Here is an 18,673-nt window from a genome sequence, read left to right on the forward strand (position 1 = left end):
GTGGCCCTGGACCGTTCCCGGGGCTCGCTCCGTGCCGCCATCGTGGGAGCGGCGACCTCGGTGACTCAACTTGCATCGATTCTGCGTCGTATAGTCGTTCCATGGACGAGACGGACGAGCGGCGGGAGCCGGAGGAGCGGGTGGATCCGGCGTCCCCGGCCGGCGAGGCGGGGCTGACCACCGGCGCGCTGGCGCGCAGGCTGGGGGTCTCCCCGACCACGCTGCGCTCCTGGGACCGCCGCTACGGCATCGGGCCCGCCGTGCGCGCCGACGGCAGGCACCGGCGCTGGACGCCGCAGGACGTGGAGATGCTGGAGACGATGTGCCGGCTGACCTCGGCCGGGGTGCCGCCCGCCGAGGCGGCGCGCGCCGCGCAGAAGACGGCGGCGGCCGCGGTGCCCGGGGCCCCGGGCACGGCCGGTGCCGTCGCGCCGTCGCGGCAGCCCGTGGTGGCACCGCGCTCCCGGGCGGCCGGCACGCTGCCCCTCGGCGATGTGCGCCAGGAGTGCCGGGGGCTGGCCCGGGCCGCCGTACGGCTCGACGCCCCCGCAGTCGAGGAGCAGCTGACCGCGGCGGTCGAGGAGCACGGGGTGGCCGTCGCCTGGCAGGAGGTGATGGTGCCCACCCTGCACGCCGTGGGACGCAAGTGGGCTTCGTCGGGCGACCGTTACGTCGAGGTCGAGCACCTGCTGTCCTGGCACGTGTCCACCGTCCTTCGCCGGTGCACCCGGCCCGCCGCGCCCGCGGGCGACGCCCCGGTCACCGGCCCCGTGATCCTGGCCTGCGTGCCCGGCGAGCAGCACACGCTGCCCCTGGAGGCGCTCAACGCCGCGCTCTGCGAACGCGGGCTGCCGACCCGCATGTTCGGCGCGGCCGTGCCCGCCGAGGCGCTGGCGGCGGCCGTGCAACGCCTGGGTCCGACGGCCGTGGTCCTGTGGGCCCAGTCCCGCTCCACGGCGAGCCTGCCGCTGGCCCGGTACGTCGCCGCGGCGCAGTGGGGGGTGAAGGGCGCGCGCCGGCAGCCCCTGGTCCTCCTCGGCGGACCCGGCTGGGCCGGGCGCCGCGCAGCGGGACTGCCCCGGCCGAACAGCCTGCGCGAGGCACTCGACGCCCTGTCCGCCGCCCACACCGCGGCGGTCCCCGGCGAGTCACACTGAGACGACCCGCCGAACCGGCCGCGGCCCCGCAGCCACGCCGATCACCGGGAAGGACACCGTCATCCGGAAGCGCCCCACCCCGGTATCCACTCCGTCGGCGCATCCGGTGGGCGGACGGGGCGGGAACCCATCCGAAGGGCGCCCCGCAGCACGCGCCCGCGCCGGCCCGCGCCCACGCCGGGCCGCCCCCGACACGAAGGGTGGACCCCGTGCCCGCGACCGCATCCCCCGTGGACGTCCTGGTGATCGGAGCGGGGGTCGCCGGACTCGCCTGCGCCCGCGACCTGCTCGCCGGGGGACTCGACGTACGGGTCCTGGAGGCGTCCGACGGGGTCGGCGGCCGGATGCGCTCGGACCGCGTCGACGGCTTCGTGGTCGACCGGGGATTCCAGGTGTTCAACACCTCCTACCCGCAGGTCCGAAGGCGTCTGACGCTGCGTGACCTGCGGCTGCGGCCGTTCACCCCGGGCGTGCTGATCCACACCGACCGGGGCAGGCTGCGCTTCACCGACCCGACCCGCCGTCCCGGGACGCTTCCCGACCTCCTGCCCGGCCGTCTCGCCGGCCCGCGCGACCTGCTGGCCCTCGGCGCGCTCTCCGGCCGCGACCTGCTGGGCCCGGTGGAGTGGGTGAAACGCTCCGAGGACCGCACCACCAGGACCGCGCTGGCGGCGGCCGGCTTCTCCGACGCGTTCGTCGAGCGGTTCTTCCGCCCGTTCCTGTCGGGCGTGTTCCTGGAGGACGAACTGGAGACCTCCAGCCGGTTCTTCCACCTCGTCTGGCGCAGCATGCTGCGCGGCACCCTGTGCCTGCCCGCCGAGGGGATCGGGGCGGTGCCGCGGGCGCTCGCCGGGGCGCTGCCCGCCGGTCTGGTGCGGCTGGAGACGGCGGTCGAACGCCTCACCGACGACGGTGCCGAGACGGCCGCCGGAGCGCTGGTGCCCGCCCGCGCCGTGGTGGTGGCCACCGGCCCCGGCCCCGCCGCCGCGCTGCTGCCCGGGCTCGACCTGCCGCCCTACCGGGTCGTGACGACGTACTACCACGTGGCGCCGCGGTCGCCGCTGGGCGAGCCGACCCTGCTCGTCGACGAGCGGCGGCGCGTACTCAACACGTGCGTGCTCAGCGACGTCGTGCCCGGATACGCTCCGGCCGGCTCCGCGCTCGTCGCGACCTCCGTGCTCGGCCCGGACGCCGAGGGCCGCGAGCGGACGGTGCGCGCGGCCCTGTCCGACCTGTACGGCACCGGCGCCGGGGACTGGGAGTTGCTCACGGTCCGCACGATCACCGACGCGCTGCCCGCCATGCCGCCGCCGCAGCCGCTGCTCCGCACCTCCCGCACGGGCCCGGGGCGCTACGTCTGCGGCGACCACCGGGCCACCGGATCGGTGCAGGGAGCGCTGGCCTCCGGGGCCCGGGCCGCGCGCGAGGTGCTGCGCGACCTCGGCCGCTGAGCCGTTGCGCAGCGGGTACGGCCGCGCGGCATCGGCTCACACCGCGCCGGGCGCCGACCGGCGGATCGGGGGCCGAGGCCGCAGTCGGAGGTCGAGGCCCCCAGAAGGCCCCCGAGGCAGGAGCCCGAGGTCGGGGCCCGAGGCAGGAGTTTGAAGTCGGGGCCCGAGGCCGAAGTCCGGGGCACGGGTGCGAGTTCGGGGCCGGATCACGGAGGGCCGTCCCCGCGCTCCTTCTCCGCTCGCAGCAGCTCGTCGAGGTCGGCCAGCCGGTCCAGGCCTCCCACCGCCCGTGCCATCCGGGGATTGCCCGCCAGCCGCTCCCGGTGCCGGTGCAGGAAGGCCCAGTACCCGGCGGTGAACGGGCAGGCGCGCTCGCCGACGCGTTCGGCCGGCCGGTACGCGCACCCGCCGCACAGGTCGCTCATCCGGTGCACGTACGCGCCGCCCGAGGTGTACGGCTTGGTGGTCATCCGTCCGCCGTCGGCGTACTGGGACATGCCGACGACGTTCGGGACCATCACCCAGTCGTAGCCGTCGACGAAGCAGCGGTGGAACCAGTCGGTCACCGCCCGCGGATCCCAGCCCCGTTGCAGGGCGTGGCTGCCCAGCAGCATCAGCCGGGGGATGTGGTGCGTCCAGCCGGTGTCGCGCACCTGCGCCAGGACGGTGGCCAGGCACCGCGCGGTCACCGCGTCGGCGTCCAGCTCCAGGAACCACTCCGGCAGCGGCGCCCGGTGCCCGAGGGCGTTGCGCCGGCGGTAGTCCTCGCCGAAGTACCAGTACAGCTGCCACACGTACTCGCGCCATCCGGCGATCTGCCGTACGAACCCCTCGACGCTGTGCACCGGGGCCCGCCCGGCCCGCCAGGCGTCCTCCGCCCGCTCCACGCACTCGGCGGGGTCGAGCAGGCCCAGGTTCAGCGAGGAGGACAGCAGGCTGTGGCTCATCACCGGGTCGGCGGCCAGCATCGCGTCCTCGTGCGGCCCGAACCCGGCCAGCCGGTGCTCGACGAACCGGCGCAGCGCGCTCAGCGCCTCGCGGCGGGAGGCGGGGAAGCGGCGCGGGCCGTCGCGGCCGACGAACCGGATGCCGTCCTCGCGCTCCCACCGGTCCAGGTCGTGCCGCACCTCCTCGTCGATGCCGTCCTCCCGGGGACGGTAGGGCGCCGGAGCGCCGAGCGTGCGGGCCCCCTTCGGCGGCGGCTCGCGGTTGTCGTGGTCGTGGTTCCAGCGACCGCCGGCCGGGGCGCCGCCGTCCCTCAGCAGGTCGTGCCCGCGCCGCACCCAGCGGTAGAAGTCCTCCTGGAGCAGCCGCCGGCCGCTCTGGCCGTCGGCCCAGCCGCGGAAGTCGTCGTGCGGGACGAGGAAGCCCCGGGCGGGCAGCACCGTGACGCCGTCGAGCGACCGCACGAACCGCAGGGCGGCGTGCGAGGTGGGGTGACGCACCGTCAGCGGGCCATCGCCGACGGCCTCGTGGAGGCCCTCGCGGTACGTCTCGGCCCGCACGTAGGTGACCCGGTCGCCGAGGTCGGCGGCGCGGTGGCGCATCGCGGACAGCACCAGGTGCGCCTTGGCCCGGTGGAACCGCCGGCGGCGGAAGACCGAGCGGGCCTCGACCATCACCACCGGCGCGTCGCGGTCGGGGCCGTCCCCGCCCGGGGCGAGGAAGTGCGGGCCGAGCTGGTCGCCGAACAGCCAGTGGGGGACGGTCACGTGCGGGCCTCCTTCAGTCGCGGGCGCGGGCGCGCTTGAAGCGGGCCAGGCCCTCGGACAGGTCCACCACGGGGTCCGGGTAGTCGAGCGCGCCCCGGTCCGGGCCGCGCAGCTTCCACGGCTCGTGCACCAACGGGCCGTCCAGCCCGGCGAGTTCGGGCACCCAGCGCCGTACGTACGTGCCGTCGGGGTCGTACCGCTTGGCCTGGGTGACGGGGTTGAGCACCCGGTTGGGCCGGGTGTCGGTGCCGGTGCCCGCCATCCACTGCCAGTTGAGCTGGTTGTTGGCGACGTCGCCGTCGACCAGGAGGCGCAGGAAGTGCCGGGCGCCGACCCGCCAGTCGACGTACAGGGTCTTGGCGAGGAAGCTCGCGGTCAGCAGGCGGCCCCGGTTGTGCATCCAGCCCTCGTGGCGCAGTTGGCGCATGGCCGCGTCGACGATCGGATAGCCGGTGCGGCCCTCCTTCCACGCCTCGACGTCCTCCCGCGCGGCCCGCTCGGACCGCCAGCGGTCGTGCTTGGTGCGGTAGTCGGCGGCGGCCGCGGCCGGTCGCGCCGCCAGGACCTGCCGGTGGAAGTCGCGCCAGGCGAGCTGCCGTACGAACGCCTCCGCGCCCGGGCCGCCCGCCTGCCGTGCCCGGTGGACGAGTTCGACGGGGGAGAGCGTGCCGAAGTGCAGATGGGGCGAGAGCCGGGAGGTCGCGTCGCCGGCCAGGTCGTCGTGCCGGTCCTCGTAGGCGGCGATGCCCGAGCGCAGCCAGCCGGCGAACCGCTTCCTGCCCTCCGTCTCGCCGCCCGGCGCCAGCCCCTCCGACACCCCCGTGAGATCCGTGCGGGAGGGCAGTTCCTCGGAGCCGATGCCGTCCGGCACGCGCACGGTGCGCGGCGCGCCGAGGGCGGCGCGCAGGCTCTGCTGCGACCACTGCCGGAAGTACGGCGTGAACACGGCGAAGTGGTCCGAGGAGGACGGGGTGAGCGCGCCGGGCGTGACGGCGGTGGTCACCGTGTCGTGCACGTGCAGCCGGCGGCCGTCCGCCTCCAGCGCCCGCCGCAGCCGCTCCTCCCTGCGGTGGGCGTGGCCGCTGACGTCGGCGGCCATGTGCACCTCGTCGGCGTCCGCCTCGGCGGCCACCTTGCACACCTCCTCGACCAGGTCGCCGGAGCGCAGCACCAGCCGCCCGCCGCGGCGCTCCAGTTCCGCGGCGAGGCCGCGCAGGCAGTCGGCGAGGAACGCCAGCCGGTTCGGTACGGCGAAACCGGCCGCGTCGACGGCGCGGTCCCGCACGAACAGGGGGACGACCTGCCGGGAGCCGTCGAGGGCGGCGCGCAGGGGTGGATGGTCGTGCACGCGCAGGTCGGCGGTGAAGAGGACGACCGAGACGTTCATGGTGCGGGCTCCGGGGCGGTACGGACGGTGCGTCGGGCCGCACCGAAGGGTCGGTGATCTGCTTCGGGCGCGGGACCCGCGGCGGATGCGCGGGTCAGCGGGCGACCGCGTCGTCCCCCGTACGGATGAGCGGCGCGGTCCGGGCCGCCGCCTGCGCGATGTTGCGGGCCATGCCGCCGAACACGACGGCGTGGAAGGGGGAGATGCTCCACCAGTAGGCGTGGCCGAGCAGCCCGTGCGGGTGGAACAGGGCGCGCTGGCAGTAGCGGGTGCGCCCGTCGGCGTCCGTGGTGGCGCGCATCTCCAGCCAGGCCAGGCCGGGCAGCCGCATCTCGGCCCGCAGCCGCAGCAGCCGGCCCGGCTCGATCTCCTCCACCCGCCAGAAGTCCAGCGAGTCGCCCACCCGCAGATGCTGGGCGTCCCGGCGGCCCCGGCGCAGCCCGACCCCGCCGACCAGCCGGTCCAGCCAGCCGCGCAGCGCCCAGGCGAGGGGGAAGGAGTACCAGCCGTTGTCCCCGCCGATGCCCTCGACGACCCGCCACAGGGCCTCCGGCGGGGCGTCCACGGTCAGTTCGCGCCGGTCCGTGTAGAGGCTGCCGCCCGCCCAGTCGGGGTCGGTGGGCAGGGGGTCGCTGGGCGCGCCGGGCACCGAGGCGGACGACCACCGGGTGGTCACCTGGGCGTCCCGGACGCGCTGCAGGGCGAGCCGCACCGCGTCGTCGAAGCCGATCGGGCGCCCCGGCGGATCGGGCACGTAGCGGGTGATGTCGTGCTCGTGGCAGACGACCTCGTGGCGCAGCGACTCGGTCAGCGGCCGCGCGATGGACGCGGGCACGGGCGTGACCAGGCCGATCCAGTGACTGGACAGGCGGGGCGTGAGGACCGGGACGGGCAGGATGACCCGGCGCGGCAGGCCCGCGACGGCCGCGTACCGGAGCATCATGTCCCGGTAGGTCAGGACGTCCGGGCCCCCGATGTCGAAGGCCCGGTTGACGTCGGCCGGCATCCGCGCGCTGCCCACCAGGATCCGCAGGACGTCCCGTACGGCGATGGGCTGGATCCGGGTCCGCACCCAGCTCGGAGTGATCATCACGGGCAGGCGTTCGGTGAGGTAGCGCAGCATCTCGAAGGAGGCGGAGCCGGAGCCGATGATGACGGCGGCCCGCAGCACCGTGGTGGGCACGCCCGAGTCGAGCAGGATGCGGCCGACCTCCGCGCGCGAGCGCAGATGCGGGGAGAGTTCCTCCTCCGGCACGCCGGTGGGGGTGAGGCCGCCCAGGTAGACGATCCGCCGCACGCCCGCGGCCTTGGCCTGCTCGCCGAAGACACGCGCGGCCCGGCGGTCGGTGTCCTCGAAGTCCCGGCCCGAGCCCAGGGCGTGCACCAGGTAGTAGGCGACGTCGACGTCCCGCATCGCCTCGGCGACCGAGTCGGCGTCCGTGACGTCGCCGCGGACCACCTCGGCGTCCGCCGCCCAGGGATGGTCGCGGAGCTTGCCGGGGGAGCGGGCCAGGCAGCGCACCCGGTGACCGGCCTCCAGCAGCTCGGGGACGAGCCGGCCGCCGATGTAGCCGGTGGCGCCCGTCACCAGGCAGCGCAGCCGTTCTCCGGTGCCCGCACCGTCGCGCGGCCCCTCTCCCGTGTCCTCACCGTTCATCGGTTCCGGTCCTCCGCGTGTCGGCGCCTTTCCCGAACACTTCCACCGAAACGGTCCGCGCGGATGCCCGGACCGGCGTTTCTATAGGCTGATCGCGTGGCCACGGCAGACGAGACCGAGCGGAGCGCGGGCGGACCGGACCCCGGGGCGGGGGCGCCGGAGGACACCGGCCTGCTCTCCTTCGCGGTCCGGCTGCGGCGGATGAACGGCGAGATCAACCGCCTCGTGCAGGGTTTCGCGGGCGAACACGGGCTGCACCCCACCGATGTGCAGGCACTCGCGGCGATCCTGGACGCCGACGAGCCGATGACGCCGGGCCGGCTGCGCGGCCGCCTGGGGCTGACCTCGGGCGCCGTGACGGCGTGCGTGGACCGGCTCGAACGCGCCGGGCACATCCGCCGGGTCCGCGAGAGCCCCGACCGCAGGGTGGTCCACCTGCACTACGCGGCCGACGCCCGCGCGACCGCCCGGGACTACTTCCGGCCGCTGGCCGAGGCGACCGAGGCGGCCCGGACCCGTTTCACCGAGGAGGAGCTGGCCACCGTGGTCCGCTTCCTCACCGCGATCAACGACGAGCTCGCGCTCCTGCCGTCACCGGAGCGCTGAACCGCCGCCGGGTGCATCCGGCGGCCGGGCGAGGCGGGAAGAGAAGGCGTCACCGCGTCCTCTACGATCAGCACCCAGATATATCTCAATCATTGAGATTCTTTTCAGTTGAGCTAACTGGGTGCGTGTACGAACCCCCCGCCACCGGAGTCTGGAGAACAATGTCCACCACCGCCCGCCGGGCCCGCCTGCTCGTGCCCTTCGTCCTGCTAGCGCTCTGGTTGGGCATCGGGGGAGCCTTCGGGCCCTTCGCGGGCCGGCTCGGCGAGGTCGCCACCAACGACCGGGCCGCCTTCCTGCCGCGCAGCGCCGAGTCCACCGAGGTCAGCGACGAGCAGCGGGCCTTCCGGCAGAGCGAGACCCTCCCGGCCGTGGTCCTGTGGACCGCCGACGGGGACGGCCCGCTGCGCGACCGTCAGGCCGCCGCCACCCGGGCACTCGCCTCCCTCTCCGGCGCGCCGGGCGTCGCCGGACGGGTCTCGCCCGCCCTCCCCTCGAAGGACGGCAGGGCCCTGGAAGGCGTCGTACCGCTCAGTCCCGGCCTCGGGGACCGGCTGCCGGACACCCTCGACCGGGTCCGCGCCGCCGCCGAGCGCGTCCCCGGCACCACGGTCCGGCTCGCCGGGCCCGCCGCGACGCAGGCGGACCTCGCCGACGCCTTCGCGGGCATCGACGGCCTGCTGGTCGGCGTCGCGCTGGCGGCCGTCCTGGTCATCCTGCTGCTGGTGTACCGCAGCGTGCTGCTGCCGCTGGTGGTCATCGTCGGGGCCGTCTTCGCGCTCGGACTGGCGTGCGCGATCGTCTACGTGCTCGCCGACCACGACGTGGTCCGCGTCGACGGCCAGGTGCAGGGCATCCTGTCCATCCTGGTGATCGGCGCGGCCACCGACTACGCGCTGCTGCTGACGGCCCGCTACCGGGAGGAGCTCGCCCACCGCGCCGACCGGTTCGCCGCCGTCCGGGCCGCGCTCGGGCAGTCCTGGGGCCCGATCGTCGCCAGCGCGGCCACCGTCGCCCTGGGCCTGCTCGCGCTGCTGCTGAGCGATCTGACGAACAACCGCGCCCTCGGGCCGGTCGGGGCCGTCGGCATCGGCTGCGCCGTCCTCAGCGCGCTCACCTTCCTGCCCGCCGTGCTCGTCCTGCTCGGCCGGGCCGCCTACTGGCCCGCCAAGCCCCGCCCCGCCGACGGCCGGTCCGACGCCGACGGCCGGTCCGACGCCGACGGCGGCCCCGGCGCGGACGGCATCTGGCAGCGCGTCGCCCGGCTCGTCGACCGGTCCCCGCGCAAGGTCTGGGCGGTGGCCCTCGCCGGACTGCTGGCCTGCGCCGCGTTCGCCCCCACCCTCACCTCCAAGGGCGTGCCGCTCGAGGAGATCTTCGTCAACGACGCGCCGTCCGTCGCCGCGCAGCGGACCCTCGGCGAGCACTTCCCCGGCGGCTCGGGCAACCCGGCCGTGGTCGTCGCCGACGCCGGCCGGCTGGAGCAGGTCCTCGCCGCTTCCCGCACGACCGAGGGCGTGGCCTCCGCGTCCGCCGTGACCCGGACCGGGCGCCCCGGAGGCACCCCCCTGGTCGTCGGCGGCCGGGCGCAGATCGACGTCACGCTGCGCGCCGCCGCGGACAGCGACGCCGCCAAGGAGACCGTCGCCCGGCTGCGGACGGCGGTGCACGCCGTCCCGGACGCGAAGGCGCGGGTGGGCGGCTACACGGCCCAGCAGTACGACACGCTGCGCACGGCGGAGCGGGACCGCACCCTCATCGTGCCGGTCGTGCTCGCCATCATCTTCGCCATCCTGACGCTGCTGCTGCGGTCCCTGCTGATGCCCGCCCTGCTGGTGGCCACCGTCGCCCTGAACTTCGTCGCCACCCTGGGCGTCTCGGCCCTCGTCTTCCGGCACGCCTTCGGCTTCACCGGCACCGATCCGTCCGTGCCGCTCTACGGCTTCGTGTTCCTCGTCGCCCTCGGCGTCGACTACAACATCTTCCTCATGTCCCGGGTGCGGGAGGAGTCGCTGCGGCACGGCGTGCGCCAGGGGGTGCTGCGCGGGCTGGTCACCACCGGCGGCGTGATCACCGCCGCCGGAGTGGTGCTCGCCGCCACCTTCGCCGCCCTGGGGGTGATCCCGCTCGCCTTCCTGGCGCAGATCGCCTTCATCGTCGCGTTCGGCGTGCTGCTCGACACCCTGGTCGTGCGGTCGCTGCTGGTGCCCGCCCTGGTGCGGGACCTGGGCGCCGTCGCCTGGTGGCCGGGGCGGCTCAGCCGCAAGCGGGAGGGCGCCTCGGCGGGGCGTGCGGAGAACGAACCGAGGGTGTCCGCATCCGCGGCGGCCGACCGTACTGAATGAACAGCGGATTCACCTACCGGTAGCACGCTTGCCGAGGAGACAGCCGTGGTCACACAGTCCCCCGCGACGACGCCGGCCGACCCCCGGGCCGAGACCCGGCTGCTGCTGGTGCGGCTCGCCTCGCTGGAGGAGGGCACCGCCGAACACTCCCGGGTCCGCAACGCGGTCGTCGAACTCAACATGGGCCTCGTCCGGCACGCGGCCCGCCGCTTCCGGACCCGGGAGGAGCTGTACGACGACGTCGTGCAGGTCGGCACCATCGGCCTGATCAAGGCGGTGAACCGGTTCGAACCGGCGCGGGGCACCGAGTTCGAGGCCTTCGCCGTGCCCACCGTGTCCGGCGAGATCAAGCGTTTCTTCCGCGACGCCACCTGGGCCGTGCACGTGCCGCGCCGGCTCCAGGAGCGCCGCTTCGCGCTCCAGGACGCCGCCGCCGACCTGGAGCAGGAGTACGGCCGCCCGCCGACCGTCGGCGAGCTCGCCCGCAGCACCGGGTGGCCGGAGGACGTCGTGGCGGAGGGACTGCGCGCGGCCGACGGGTACGGCGCGCTGTCCCTCGACGCCCCGCGGGACGCCGCCGACGAGGGCGGCTGCCTCGCCGACCTGCTCGGCGGCGAGGATCCCTCGCTGGCCATGGCCGAGGACCTGATCGCGCTGAAGCCGCTGATGGCCGCCCTGACCGCGCGGGAGCGCCGGATACTGGCGCTGCGGTTCACGCACGACATGACCCAGAGCCAGATCGGCGCGGAGCTGGGTCTGTCCCAGATGCACGTGTCGCGGCTGCTGTCCCGGACCCTCGCACGGCTGCGCAGCCGGCTCGCCGTCGGCGGCGTCTGAGCGGCGCCCCGGCAGCCTCCCGGCGGACCCTGCCCGGGCCGGGTGCGGCGCGGCTTCCACGGACGCGCACATGTTCGTCCCGACCGGGGGCAGGCGGACTGTACACGTTGGACCGTGTTCTTTCCCGTAGATGGTCGATTCTGGAGGTGTCTGCCGGTATGGGCGCGAAGGTGTTGGAGAGGTTTCCCGCCGGATCTCCGCGCGGATCCTGGCCCGCCGAGGAGTACGCGGCGCGGCGCCGGGCCGAGGGGCAGCCCGCGACCGTCGTGATGGACCTCGAACAGGACGCCTTCCTGGTCGTCGTGCCCGTCCACGACGAGCGCTGAGCGGCCGGCCGCCGCCTCGCCCCGCCCGCCCGGCCGGGCCGCGGGTCCAGCCGGCCGGATGACCCACGGCCACGGTGGCTCCGCCGGCCGGATGACCCACGGCCACAGGTCTCAGTCGGCCGGACGATCCACGGCCACGGGTCTCAGTCGGCCAGATGGTCCAGGTGGGCCCGGCGCACCTCCGCCGTCTGACCCTGCACCAGCAGGAACATGCCCTCGCGCGCGAGCCGCTGGGCCCGGCTGCCGAGGTCCAGTGAGCGGCCGCCGCCGGCCACGATCGCGGCGGTCGTCGCGGTGCGCATCAGGTCGAAGGACCGGGTCTTGAGGGCGAGCCGCTCCTCGAGGTGCGCGTGCGGCACCGGGTGGTCCCACAGGGCGTACGCCCGCTCCCGCACGTCGTCGAGACGGCCGCGCAGCGCACGCGCCGTGTCCGCGGCCTCCGGGACTCCGTCCAGCAGGGCGAGCGCCGCGTACGCCACGCCGAAGACGGCCGGCGAGGCGTTGGTGTTGCGGGGCCGGTCGAGGACCTCGAACCGCTCGTGCGGGGTGCACTGCACCACCGCTTCCCCCGGCAGCCACAGGTCGTCCAGACGCAGCGACACCGTGCGGGCGGCGGTGAGGGCCGCGAGCCGCATCGGCGGCGACGGACGCAGCCCCGGCTGCTCGCGCGCCTCGGCGAACGCGAACACCACCTCGGCCTCGTCGGTCACGCCGGCCAGCAGCATCACGTCGTTCAGCCCCCAGCCCGTGTACCAGGGCACGGTGCCGTCGAAGCGCCAGCCGCCGCGCTCGGGCACCGCCCGTACGGGCACCCGGGGGAAGGCGCGCACATGCGCGAAGGCGATCCCTGCCAGCAGCTCGCCGGAGGCCAGGGAAGGCAGCAGCCGTTCCCGCACCGGGCGGTCGGACGCCGCGAGGAGCTTCACCGGGGTGTGGTGCTGGGTCTGCACGAACCAGGTCGAGCAGCACGCCCCGGCCAGGATCTCCGCCGTCTCCCGGGCCACCGCGGCGGGCGCCGCCGCGCCTCCGTACTCCTTCGGCGCGCCCAGCCCGAGCAGGCCCGACCGCCTGACCGCCGCGATGTGGGTCGCGGGCACGCCCTCCTGGTCGACGCGCTCGGCGTTCGGGGCGAGCAGGTCGTCCGCGAGCCGGTGGGCACGGGCGACGAGGGGGTGGTCCGCAGTGGTCATGGACAGGATTCTCCCGATGTGGTCGGGCGAGGTGCCGATCCGGGGCCGTGCCGTTCGTGTAGGAGGTGGGTCGATGGCACGACGCCAAGGAGGACGTCATGAAGTACTACCTGCTCAGTGTGATCCAGCCGAGCGAGGGGGAACCGCCCTCGGCCGAGGCGCTGGCCCGGATCATGGGCGAGGTCGAGGCCTTCCACCAGCGACTGCGCGAGGCGGGGGCCTGGGTGTTCGCCGGGGGACTGGACGGCCCGGAGACGGCGGTCGTGCTGCGCCCGGAGGGCGCCGGCGTGCGGGTCACCGAGGGCCCGTACGCCGACGGCAGGGAGTATCTGGGCGGCCTGTGCCTGATCAAGGCGCCCGACCTGGAAGCGGCCCTGGACTGGGGCCGCAGGGCGAGCCGGGCCACCACGCTCCCCATCGAGGTGCGCCCGTTCCAGCACACCGCCGAGGACTGACACCCGGCGCCCGCGACGCCGAGGCTCCCGGCCGGCGCTCAGCCCAGCCGCTCGTGCAGGAAGGCGAGGGTGCTCCGCCAGGCGGCAGCGGCCGAGCCGGGGTCGTGGCTCGGCCGCCGGTCGTTGAAGAAGGCGTGGCCGGCCGGGTAGAGGCGGAAGTCCGGGGTGACGCCCGACTGCCGGTGGATCGCCTCCCGCAGCTCGTCGACGCGCTCCCGCGGGATGGTCCGGTCGCGCTCGCCGAAGTGGCCGAGGAGCTGGGCCCGCAACCCCGAGAAGTCGGGCAGCTCGCCCTGGACGACGCCGTAGAAGGGCACCGCCGCGCTCACCCGGGGCTCCACCGCCGCCAGGTACAGCACGAAGCCCCCGCCCATGCAGAAGCCCACCGCGCCGGCCGTCTCCGAGGTGACCTCGGGCCGCGACAGCAGGTGGTCCACCGCGCCGGAGAGCAGTTCCACCCCGCGGGACACCGGCAGGGCCTTCATCATCCGCTGGGCCTCGTCGCCGTCGTGCGCGACGCTCCCGCCGTACAGGTCGGGGGCCAGGGCGACGAACCCCTCGGCGGCCAGCCGGTCGGCCACGTCGGCGATGTGGTCGGTCAGGCCCCACCACTCCTGGATGACGAGGACACCCGGCCCGCGGCCGGCCGGCGGCAGCGCCAGATAGCCGTGGGCGGTGGCTCCCGCGCTGGGGAACGTGACGTTCTGCCGGGCGGGCGTCTCGGCGGGCTTCGGCGTCTCGGGCATGGTGCTCCGTTCCGGTGGTGCTGATGGTCCCGAGGCCCAGTGGCGCCGATGGTGCCGAAGGGCCTCCCGCCCCGGGTACCCGGTCCCCGCCGACCATCCCCGCCCGTCCTCGCGGGTCGCCCGCGACGGCCCTCCCATAACGGGCGTGCGGGCCCGCCACGGGCGGACGCCCGGACGACTGCTCCGGACGACTACTATCGTGTAGACGGTCCGCCGGGCCGTGGACGACGACGGGTGAGGGACCTTCGGATGACCGACGCCAAGGACGAACGACGGCCGGCGGGCGAGCTCGAAGCCAGCGTCATGGCCGTTCTCTGGGCCGCCGACGCACCCCGGACCGCCGGTCAGGTCCAGCTCGCCCTCGGCGCCGGACTGGCCCGCACCACGGTGACCACCATCCTCACCCGGCTGCACGACAAGGGCGTCGTCGAGCGCCGGCGCCAGGGCCGCGGCTACGCCTACTACCCCGTCCAGGACGCGCACGGGCTGACCGCCCGCCGGATGCACACCGAACTCGCCCGCGACCCCGACCGCGAGCGGGTCCTCGCCCGCTTCGTCGCACAGCTCAGCCCCGACGACGAGCGCATCCTGCGCGACCTGCTCGAACCCGGTGAGCGATGACGGCGCTGCTCCTGCTGCCGCTCCTGCTGCCGTTCGCCGTACCGGCGGCGGCCCGGCGCGCCCTCGACCGCCTCGCCCCCGGCGCCGCGCTGTGGGTGATCACGGTCTGCGCGGTCGTGCTGGCGGGCTGCTCCCTCGCGGCGCTCGGCGCCTTCGTCCTCATCGGCCTGCTCAAGCTGCCCGCCCTCGCCGCGCTGGGGGAGCTGGTCCACCCGCTGGCCACCGCCCCGTACCTGGTGGTCGTACCGGCCGCCGCCGTCTCCGTCGGCGCGCTCGCCGTGTGCGCGATCACCCTGGGACGGGCGGCGCTGCGGGAGGTCCGGGCCTTCCGCAGCGCCCGGACGGAGGCCGGCCGCCGGCCCGCCGCGGGCGACCTCTGCGTGGTCGACTCCCCGCACCCGGACGCGTACGCCCTGCCCGGCCGCCCGCACCGCATCGTCGTCACCACCGCGATGCTGCGCAGCCTCGACGCGGCCGAGCGGGAGGTGCTGTTCGCCCACGAGCGCGCCCACAACCAGGGCGGCCACCACTACTTCCTGGCCGCCGCCGAACTCGCCGCCCACTGCCACCCCGCCCTGCGCCCGGTCCGCGACACCATCCGCCTCGCGGCCGAACGCGTCGCGGACGAGGCCGCAGCCGCCGCGGTCGGCGACCGGCGGCTGACCGCCCGCGCCGTCGCCCGCGCCGCGCTCGCCGGCGGGGAGGCCCCCTCCGCGCGCCCCGAGGTGGCCCCGGCGGCCACCTCCGGCCCGATCCCGCACCGCGTCAAGGCGCTGCTCACGGCCCCGCACGTGCCGCGCCGGGCCGCGCTGCGGATCGCCGCCCTGCTGATGGCGTGCACCACGCTCTCCTTCGCCGCCTCCGCCACCGGCCTGATCGACTTCCACCACCGCGTCGAGATCGCGCAGGGCGACGCGTCCCACTGAGCCGCCGCCGGCGCGCCGCGATCCCACCCCGCTGGGAGCGGGACTGGCGTACGCGTGGGTTTTACGTATAACCTCACCCGTCAATCGCCCTCCCCGAAAGGCCCCGATGAGACGCGTCGCCCTGGTCACCCTCGTCGTCGACGACTACGACGAGGCGATCCGCTTCTACACCGAGGCCCTCGGCTTCCGGCTCGTCGAGGACGCCCCGCGCCCGGACGGCTCCCGCTGGGTCGTCGTCGAGGCGGGGGCGCCGGGCCCGGACGGCGCGGGCTTTGCCACCGGCCTGCTGCTCGCCCGCGCCAGGGGCGGGACCCAGCGCGCCCGGGTCGGCGACCAGACCGGCGGACGCGTCGGGTTCTTCCTGCACACCGACGACTTCGCGGGCGACCACGCCCGGATGCGCGCCGCGGGCGTGACCTTCCTGGAGGAGCCCCGGCGCGAGCCGTACGGCACGGTCGCCGTCTTCCAGGACCTGTACGGCAACCGCTGGGACCTGCTCCAGCCCGCCGGCTGAGCTTCCTCCCGCCCGCTCCCACCGCCCACCGCCCTTTCGAACCGCCCGCCCGAGGAAAGACCCACGATGACTGCTACGCGCGTAGACACCGAAGTGATCCGCCGCCTCCCCAAGGCCGTGCTGCACGACCACCTCGACGGCGGCCTGCGCCCCGCCACCGTCGTCGAGCTCGCGGCCGCGGTCGGCCACACCCTGCCCACCACCGACCCCGACGAGCTCGCCGCCTGGTACTACGAGGCCGCCAACTCCGGCGACCTGGTCCGCTACATAGCCACCTTCGAGCACACCCTCGCCGTGATGCAGAACCGTGAGGGACTGCTGCGCACCGCCGAGGAGTACGTGCTGGACCTGGCCGCGGACGGCGTCGTCTACGCCGAGGTGCGCTACGCCCCCGAGCTGATGCTCCGCGGCGGACTGACCCTCGCGGAGGTCGTCGAGACCGTGCAGGAGGGACTCGCGGCCGGTATGGCCAAGGCCGCGGCCGCCGGCACGCCGGTCCGGGTCGGCACGCTGCTGTGCGGGATGCGGATGTTCGACCGCGTCCGGGAGGCCGCCGACCTCGCGGTCGCCTACCGGGACGCGGGCGTGGTCGGCTTCGACATCGCCGGCGCCGAGGACGGCTTCCCGCCCGCCGACCACCTGGCCGCCTTCGAGCACCTGCGCCGCGAGAGCGTGCCGTTCACCATCCACGCCGGCGAGGCGCACGGCCTGCCCAGCATCCACCAGGCGCTTCAGGTCTGCGGCGCCCAGCGCATCGGCCACGGCGTGCGGATCACCGAGGACATCGTCGACGGCAAGCTGGGCCGGCTGGCGGGCTGGGTGCGCGACCGGCGCGTCGCCCTGGAGATGTGCCCGACCTCCAACCTGCAGACCGGCGCCGCGACCTCGATCGCCGGGCATCCCATCACCGCCCTGAAGGACCTGGGCTTCCGGGTCACCCTCAACACCGACAACCGCCTGGTGTCCGGCACGACGATGACCCGTGAGATGTCCCTGCTGGTCGAGCAGGCCGGCTGGACGGTGGAGGACCTGCGCACGGTCACGGTGAACGCGGTCAAGAGCGCGTTCATCCCGTTCGACGAGCGTGTGGCCCTCCTGCGGGACGTGGTCCTGCCGGGCTACGCCTCCGCGCTCTGAAGTAGCCCCCTGACGTAGGCGGCCTGTCCGGCGTGCTGCAGATCGTCGGACAGGACGCTCACCAGCCGGACACCCAGCGTCACGGGCGGATCCCAGCGCTCGTCGACGACGCGTCCGAGGTCCTGCGCGGTCAGCTCGCGCAGGACCCGCAGGGTCTGCTCGTGCACGGCGTCGTAGTAGCCGGTCAGCAGGTCCGCGGAGTCGACCATCACTTTGGCGACCTTCGCGGGACTGTGGCCGTAGCCCGTGTCGCGCCGGTTCAGATCGAGTCCGAAGCGCTTCTCCCAGTCCTGCGCCAGCCACACCTGGTCCAGGCCGAAGGCGTCGGCGACATGGTCGTCCTGCACCCGCGTGAGGTGCCAGACGAGCCAGGAGACGGAGTTGGCGTCGGGGGCGGGCCGGGCGTTGAGCAACTCTGCCGGCAGGCCGTCGACGGCGGCATGGACTTCTTCCCGGATGCGGCCGTAGCCGTCGATGAGGACGTCCTTCGCATGCATACGTCCACCATCGCGCATCGCGGTCCGTCATGCGTCCGGAACCCGGCTTCCGGGGCGAGCGGGCGGCGGCACCCACCGGGCTCCCGCGAGCCGCGCCCGCCCGGGCGCGCCTGCGCCGGCCCGGGGCGGCCCTGCCCGGGGCGCGCCCGGCCGTCCCGCTCGTGCGGCCGGCCCCGTCACCCGGTCGTCGGGTCAGCCCTCGCCAGAGGCGTCCGGCGAGGGGATCGGGCCGCCGGTCTCGAGCAGGGCCATCAGCGCCCGGGCCGCCGGACTGGTGGCCTGCGGCGGGGGCAGCAGCGCGACCGTCTCGTACTCGGTCTCGCCGGTGCCCTTGAGCGGCAGCGCGGTGAGCGTGGGGCGCTTGTGCCGGAAGTGCCGGGGGACGACGGCGACGCCGAGGTTCTCGTCGACCAGGTCGAGGAGGCTGTGCACGTCGTTCACCTCCAGGGCCACCGTGCGCCGGACGCCCGCCGCGGAGAAGGCGGCGTCGGTGGTGCGGCGCGGCCCCCAGTCGGGGTGGAAGTCGACGAAGACCTCGCCGCCGAGGTCCTGGGGGGCGAGGACCGCGCCGGGCGCGGTGAGCCGGTGGTCGGGGTGGCACAGCACCGTCATCGGCTCACTGGTGAGCGCCACCGAGCGCAGCTGGTCGGTGTCGTCCTGTGTCCGGTAGGCGAACGCGAGATCCAGCCGTCCGGCTGCGACCTCCTCCGCGAGCGCGCCGGACCCCGCCTGCCGCAGCCGGATCTCCACGTCCGGGTGCCGCCTGCGGAACGCGGCGAGCAGCGAGGCCACGTGCACGCCCGCGATGCACTGCTCGGTGCCGAGCGCGAGCGTGCCCCGCAGCACGCCCTGCACCGCGGCCACCGCCTCGTGCGCCGAGCGGACCTGGGCCAGGATCCGCTCCGCCTCGCCGAGCAGGGCGCGCCCGGCCTCCGTGAGGGTGACCCGGCGGGTGGTGCGCACGAACAGCGGGGCGCGCAGCTCCCGCTCCAGCGCCCGGATCGACGCCGACAGGCCCGACTGGGACACCATCAGCCGCTCCGCGGCCCGGGTGAAGTGCTGGTCCTCGGCGACGGCGACGAAGTGCTGGAGGTGACGCAGTTCCATGA

The 18,673-nt window shown here is 75.2% G+C and carries 18 protein-coding genes; 11 read left to right on the forward strand and 7 right to left on the reverse strand.

Features of this window, described 5'->3' with window-relative positions:
• Positions 1–101: 101 nt before the first annotated feature.
• Positions 102–1,157: a MerR family transcriptional regulator gene (locus ACIPM1_RS07970; RefSeq protein ID WP_402430450.1), complete on the forward strand. Its 1,056-nt coding sequence runs from the start codon at positions 102–104 to the stop codon at positions 1,155–1,157.
• A gap of 209 nt (positions 1,158–1,366) precedes the next feature.
• Positions 1,367–2,608 (forward strand): NAD(P)/FAD-dependent oxidoreductase, encoded by a 1,242-nt coding sequence (locus ACIPM1_RS07975; protein WP_402430453.1) that lies wholly within the window; start codon positions 1,367–1,369, stop codon positions 2,606–2,608.
• Positions 2,609–2,814: 206 nt separating this feature from the next.
• Here ACIPM1_RS07975 and ACIPM1_RS07980 read toward each other — a convergent pair whose 3' ends face one another.
• The 3 genes from ACIPM1_RS07980 to ACIPM1_RS07990 form a co-directional block, all read right to left on the reverse strand.
• Positions 2,815–4,320, reverse strand: a complete 1,506-nt coding sequence (locus ACIPM1_RS07980) for a cryptochrome/photolyase family protein (protein WP_402430456.1) — start codon at positions 4,318–4,320, stop codon at positions 2,815–2,817.
• A gap of 13 nt (positions 4,321–4,333) precedes the next feature.
• Positions 4,334–5,707, reverse strand: a complete 1,374-nt coding sequence (locus ACIPM1_RS07985) for a cryptochrome/photolyase family protein (protein ID WP_402430459.1) — start codon at positions 5,705–5,707, stop codon at positions 4,334–4,336.
• Between the two features lie 94 nt (positions 5,708–5,801).
• Complete coding sequence (locus ACIPM1_RS07990; RefSeq protein ID WP_402430462.1) at positions 5,802–7,364, reverse strand: SDR family oxidoreductase; 1,563 nt, start codon at positions 7,362–7,364, stop codon at positions 5,802–5,804.
• Positions 7,365–7,460: 96 nt separating this feature from the next.
• Between ACIPM1_RS07990 and ACIPM1_RS07995 the strand changes: the two genes are divergently transcribed.
• The 4 genes from ACIPM1_RS07995 to ACIPM1_RS08010 all read left to right on the forward strand — a co-directional run bounded on the left by ACIPM1_RS07995 (position 7,461) and on the right by ACIPM1_RS08010 (position 11,478).
• Positions 7,461–7,970 carry a MarR family winged helix-turn-helix transcriptional regulator gene (locus ACIPM1_RS07995; RefSeq protein WP_402430465.1) on the forward strand — a complete coding sequence of 170 codons (510 nt, stop codon included), beginning with the start codon at positions 7,461–7,463 and terminating at the stop codon, positions 7,968–7,970.
• A gap of 161 nt (positions 7,971–8,131) precedes the next feature.
• Positions 8,132–10,315 (forward strand): MMPL family transporter, encoded by a 2,184-nt coding sequence (locus ACIPM1_RS08000; protein ID WP_402430468.1) that lies wholly within the window; start codon positions 8,132–8,134, stop codon positions 10,313–10,315.
• Positions 10,316–10,360: 45 nt separating this feature from the next.
• Entirely contained in the window at positions 10,361–11,152 is a 792-nt protein-coding gene (locus ACIPM1_RS08005; RefSeq protein WP_402430470.1) for a SigB/SigF/SigG family RNA polymerase sigma factor, read from the forward strand.
• Between the two features lie 158 nt (positions 11,153–11,310).
• Entirely contained in the window at positions 11,311–11,478 is a 168-nt protein-coding gene (locus ACIPM1_RS08010) for a hypothetical protein (RefSeq protein WP_356189222.1), read from the forward strand.
• Between the two features lie 143 nt (positions 11,479–11,621).
• Here ACIPM1_RS08010 and ACIPM1_RS08015 read toward each other — a convergent pair whose 3' ends face one another.
• A complete protein-coding gene (locus ACIPM1_RS08015) occupies positions 11,622–12,668 on the reverse strand; it encodes an acyl-CoA dehydrogenase family protein (RefSeq protein WP_402430473.1) in 1,047 nt (348 codons plus the stop codon).
• Between the two features lie 98 nt (positions 12,669–12,766).
• Here ACIPM1_RS08015 and ACIPM1_RS08020 point away from each other — a divergent pair, with 98 nt between their 5' ends.
• Positions 12,767–13,123 carry a YciI family protein gene (locus tag ACIPM1_RS08020; protein WP_356189226.1) on the forward strand — a complete coding sequence of 119 codons (357 nt, stop codon included), beginning with the start codon at positions 12,767–12,769 and terminating at the stop codon, positions 13,121–13,123.
• 38 nt (positions 13,124–13,161) lie between these two features.
• Here ACIPM1_RS08020 and ACIPM1_RS08025 read toward each other — a convergent pair whose 3' ends face one another.
• Positions 13,162–13,869, reverse strand: coding sequence for a dienelactone hydrolase family protein (locus ACIPM1_RS08025; RefSeq protein WP_402430476.1), 708 nt, complete (start codon positions 13,867–13,869; stop codon positions 13,162–13,164).
• A gap of 249 nt (positions 13,870–14,118) precedes the next feature.
• Between ACIPM1_RS08025 and ACIPM1_RS08030 the strand changes: the two genes are divergently transcribed.
• The 4 genes from ACIPM1_RS08030 to ACIPM1_RS08045 all read left to right on the forward strand — a co-directional run bounded on the left by ACIPM1_RS08030 (position 14,119) and on the right by ACIPM1_RS08045 (position 17,067).
• Complete coding sequence (locus tag ACIPM1_RS08030) at positions 14,119–14,490, forward strand: BlaI/MecI/CopY family transcriptional regulator (protein ID WP_356189230.1); 372 nt, start codon at positions 14,119–14,121, stop codon at positions 14,488–14,490.
• Entirely contained in the window at positions 14,487–15,416 is a 930-nt protein-coding gene (locus ACIPM1_RS08035; protein WP_402430479.1) for a M48 family metalloprotease, read from the forward strand. The genes ACIPM1_RS08030 and ACIPM1_RS08035 overlap by 4 nt, the downstream gene beginning before the upstream one ends.
• Before the next feature lie 106 nt (positions 15,417–15,522).
• Positions 15,523–15,930, forward strand: coding sequence for a VOC family protein (locus ACIPM1_RS08040; RefSeq protein ID WP_402430482.1), 408 nt, complete (start codon positions 15,523–15,525; stop codon positions 15,928–15,930).
• A 66-nt stretch (positions 15,931–15,996) separates the two neighbouring features.
• A complete protein-coding gene (locus ACIPM1_RS08045) occupies positions 15,997–17,067 on the forward strand; it encodes an adenosine deaminase (RefSeq protein WP_402430485.1) in 1,071 nt (356 codons plus the stop codon).
• On the opposite strand, the gene ACIPM1_RS08050 is transcribed toward ACIPM1_RS08045, so the two are convergent.
• A complete protein-coding gene (locus tag ACIPM1_RS08050) occupies positions 17,049–17,564 on the reverse strand; it encodes a DUF664 domain-containing protein (RefSeq protein WP_402430488.1) in 516 nt (171 codons plus the stop codon). The two genes, ACIPM1_RS08045 and ACIPM1_RS08050, sit on opposite strands and share 19 nt — an antisense overlap.
• A gap of 192 nt (positions 17,565–17,756) precedes the next feature.
• The gene (locus tag ACIPM1_RS08055; RefSeq protein ID WP_402430491.1) at positions 17,757–18,671 is read right to left on the reverse strand and encodes a LysR substrate-binding domain-containing protein; all 915 of its coding nucleotides are present in this window, start codon (positions 18,669–18,671) and stop codon (positions 17,757–17,759) included.
• Positions 18,672–18,673 lie beyond the last annotated feature (2 nt).

This window comes from Streptomyces sp. NPDC086766 (genome assembly GCF_044746005.1).
Taxonomy (GTDB): Bacteria; Actinomycetota; Actinomycetes; order Streptomycetales; family Streptomycetaceae; genus Streptomyces.

Excerpts from the sequence above, each read along its gene's own strand:
- ACIPM1_RS07970 (WP_402430450.1), top strand. The coding sequence starts at position 102 with ATGGACGAGACGGACGAGCGGCGGGAGCCGGAGGAGCGGGTGGATCCG.
- ACIPM1_RS07985 (WP_402430459.1), bottom strand. The coding sequence starts at position 5,707 with ATGAACGTCTCGGTCGTCCTCTTCACCGCCGACCTGCGCGTGCACGAC.
- ACIPM1_RS07990 (WP_402430462.1), bottom strand. The coding sequence starts at position 7,364 with ATGAACGGTGAGGACACGGGAGAGGGGCCGCGCGACGGTGCGGGCACC.
- ACIPM1_RS08000 (WP_402430468.1), top strand. The coding sequence starts at position 8,132 with ATGTCCACCACCGCCCGCCGGGCCCGCCTGCTCGTGCCCTTCGTCCTG.
- ACIPM1_RS08010 (WP_356189222.1), top strand. The coding sequence starts at position 11,311 with ATGGGCGCGAAGGTGTTGGAGAGGTTTCCCGCCGGATCTCCGCGCGGA.
- ACIPM1_RS08015 (WP_402430473.1), bottom strand. The coding sequence starts at position 12,668 with ATGACCACTGCGGACCACCCCCTCGTCGCCCGTGCCCACCGGCTCGCG.
- ACIPM1_RS08020 (WP_356189226.1), top strand. The coding sequence starts at position 12,767 with ATGAAGTACTACCTGCTCAGTGTGATCCAGCCGAGCGAGGGGGAACCG.
- ACIPM1_RS08025 (WP_402430476.1), bottom strand. The coding sequence starts at position 13,869 with ATGCCCGAGACGCCGAAGCCCGCCGAGACGCCCGCCCGGCAGAACGTC.
- ACIPM1_RS08030 (WP_356189230.1), top strand. The coding sequence starts at position 14,119 with ATGACCGACGCCAAGGACGAACGACGGCCGGCGGGCGAGCTCGAAGCC.
- ACIPM1_RS08035 (WP_402430479.1), top strand. The coding sequence starts at position 14,487 with ATGACGGCGCTGCTCCTGCTGCCGCTCCTGCTGCCGTTCGCCGTACCG.
- ACIPM1_RS08040 (WP_402430482.1), top strand. The coding sequence starts at position 15,523 with ATGAGACGCGTCGCCCTGGTCACCCTCGTCGTCGACGACTACGACGAG.
- ACIPM1_RS08045 (WP_402430485.1), top strand. The coding sequence starts at position 15,997 with ATGACTGCTACGCGCGTAGACACCGAAGTGATCCGCCGCCTCCCCAAG.
- ACIPM1_RS08050 (WP_402430488.1), bottom strand. The coding sequence starts at position 17,564 with ATGCATGCGAAGGACGTCCTCATCGACGGCTACGGCCGCATCCGGGAA.
- ACIPM1_RS08055 (WP_402430491.1), bottom strand. The coding sequence starts at position 18,671 with ATGGAACTGCGTCACCTCCAGCACTTCGTCGCCGTCGCCGAGGACCAG.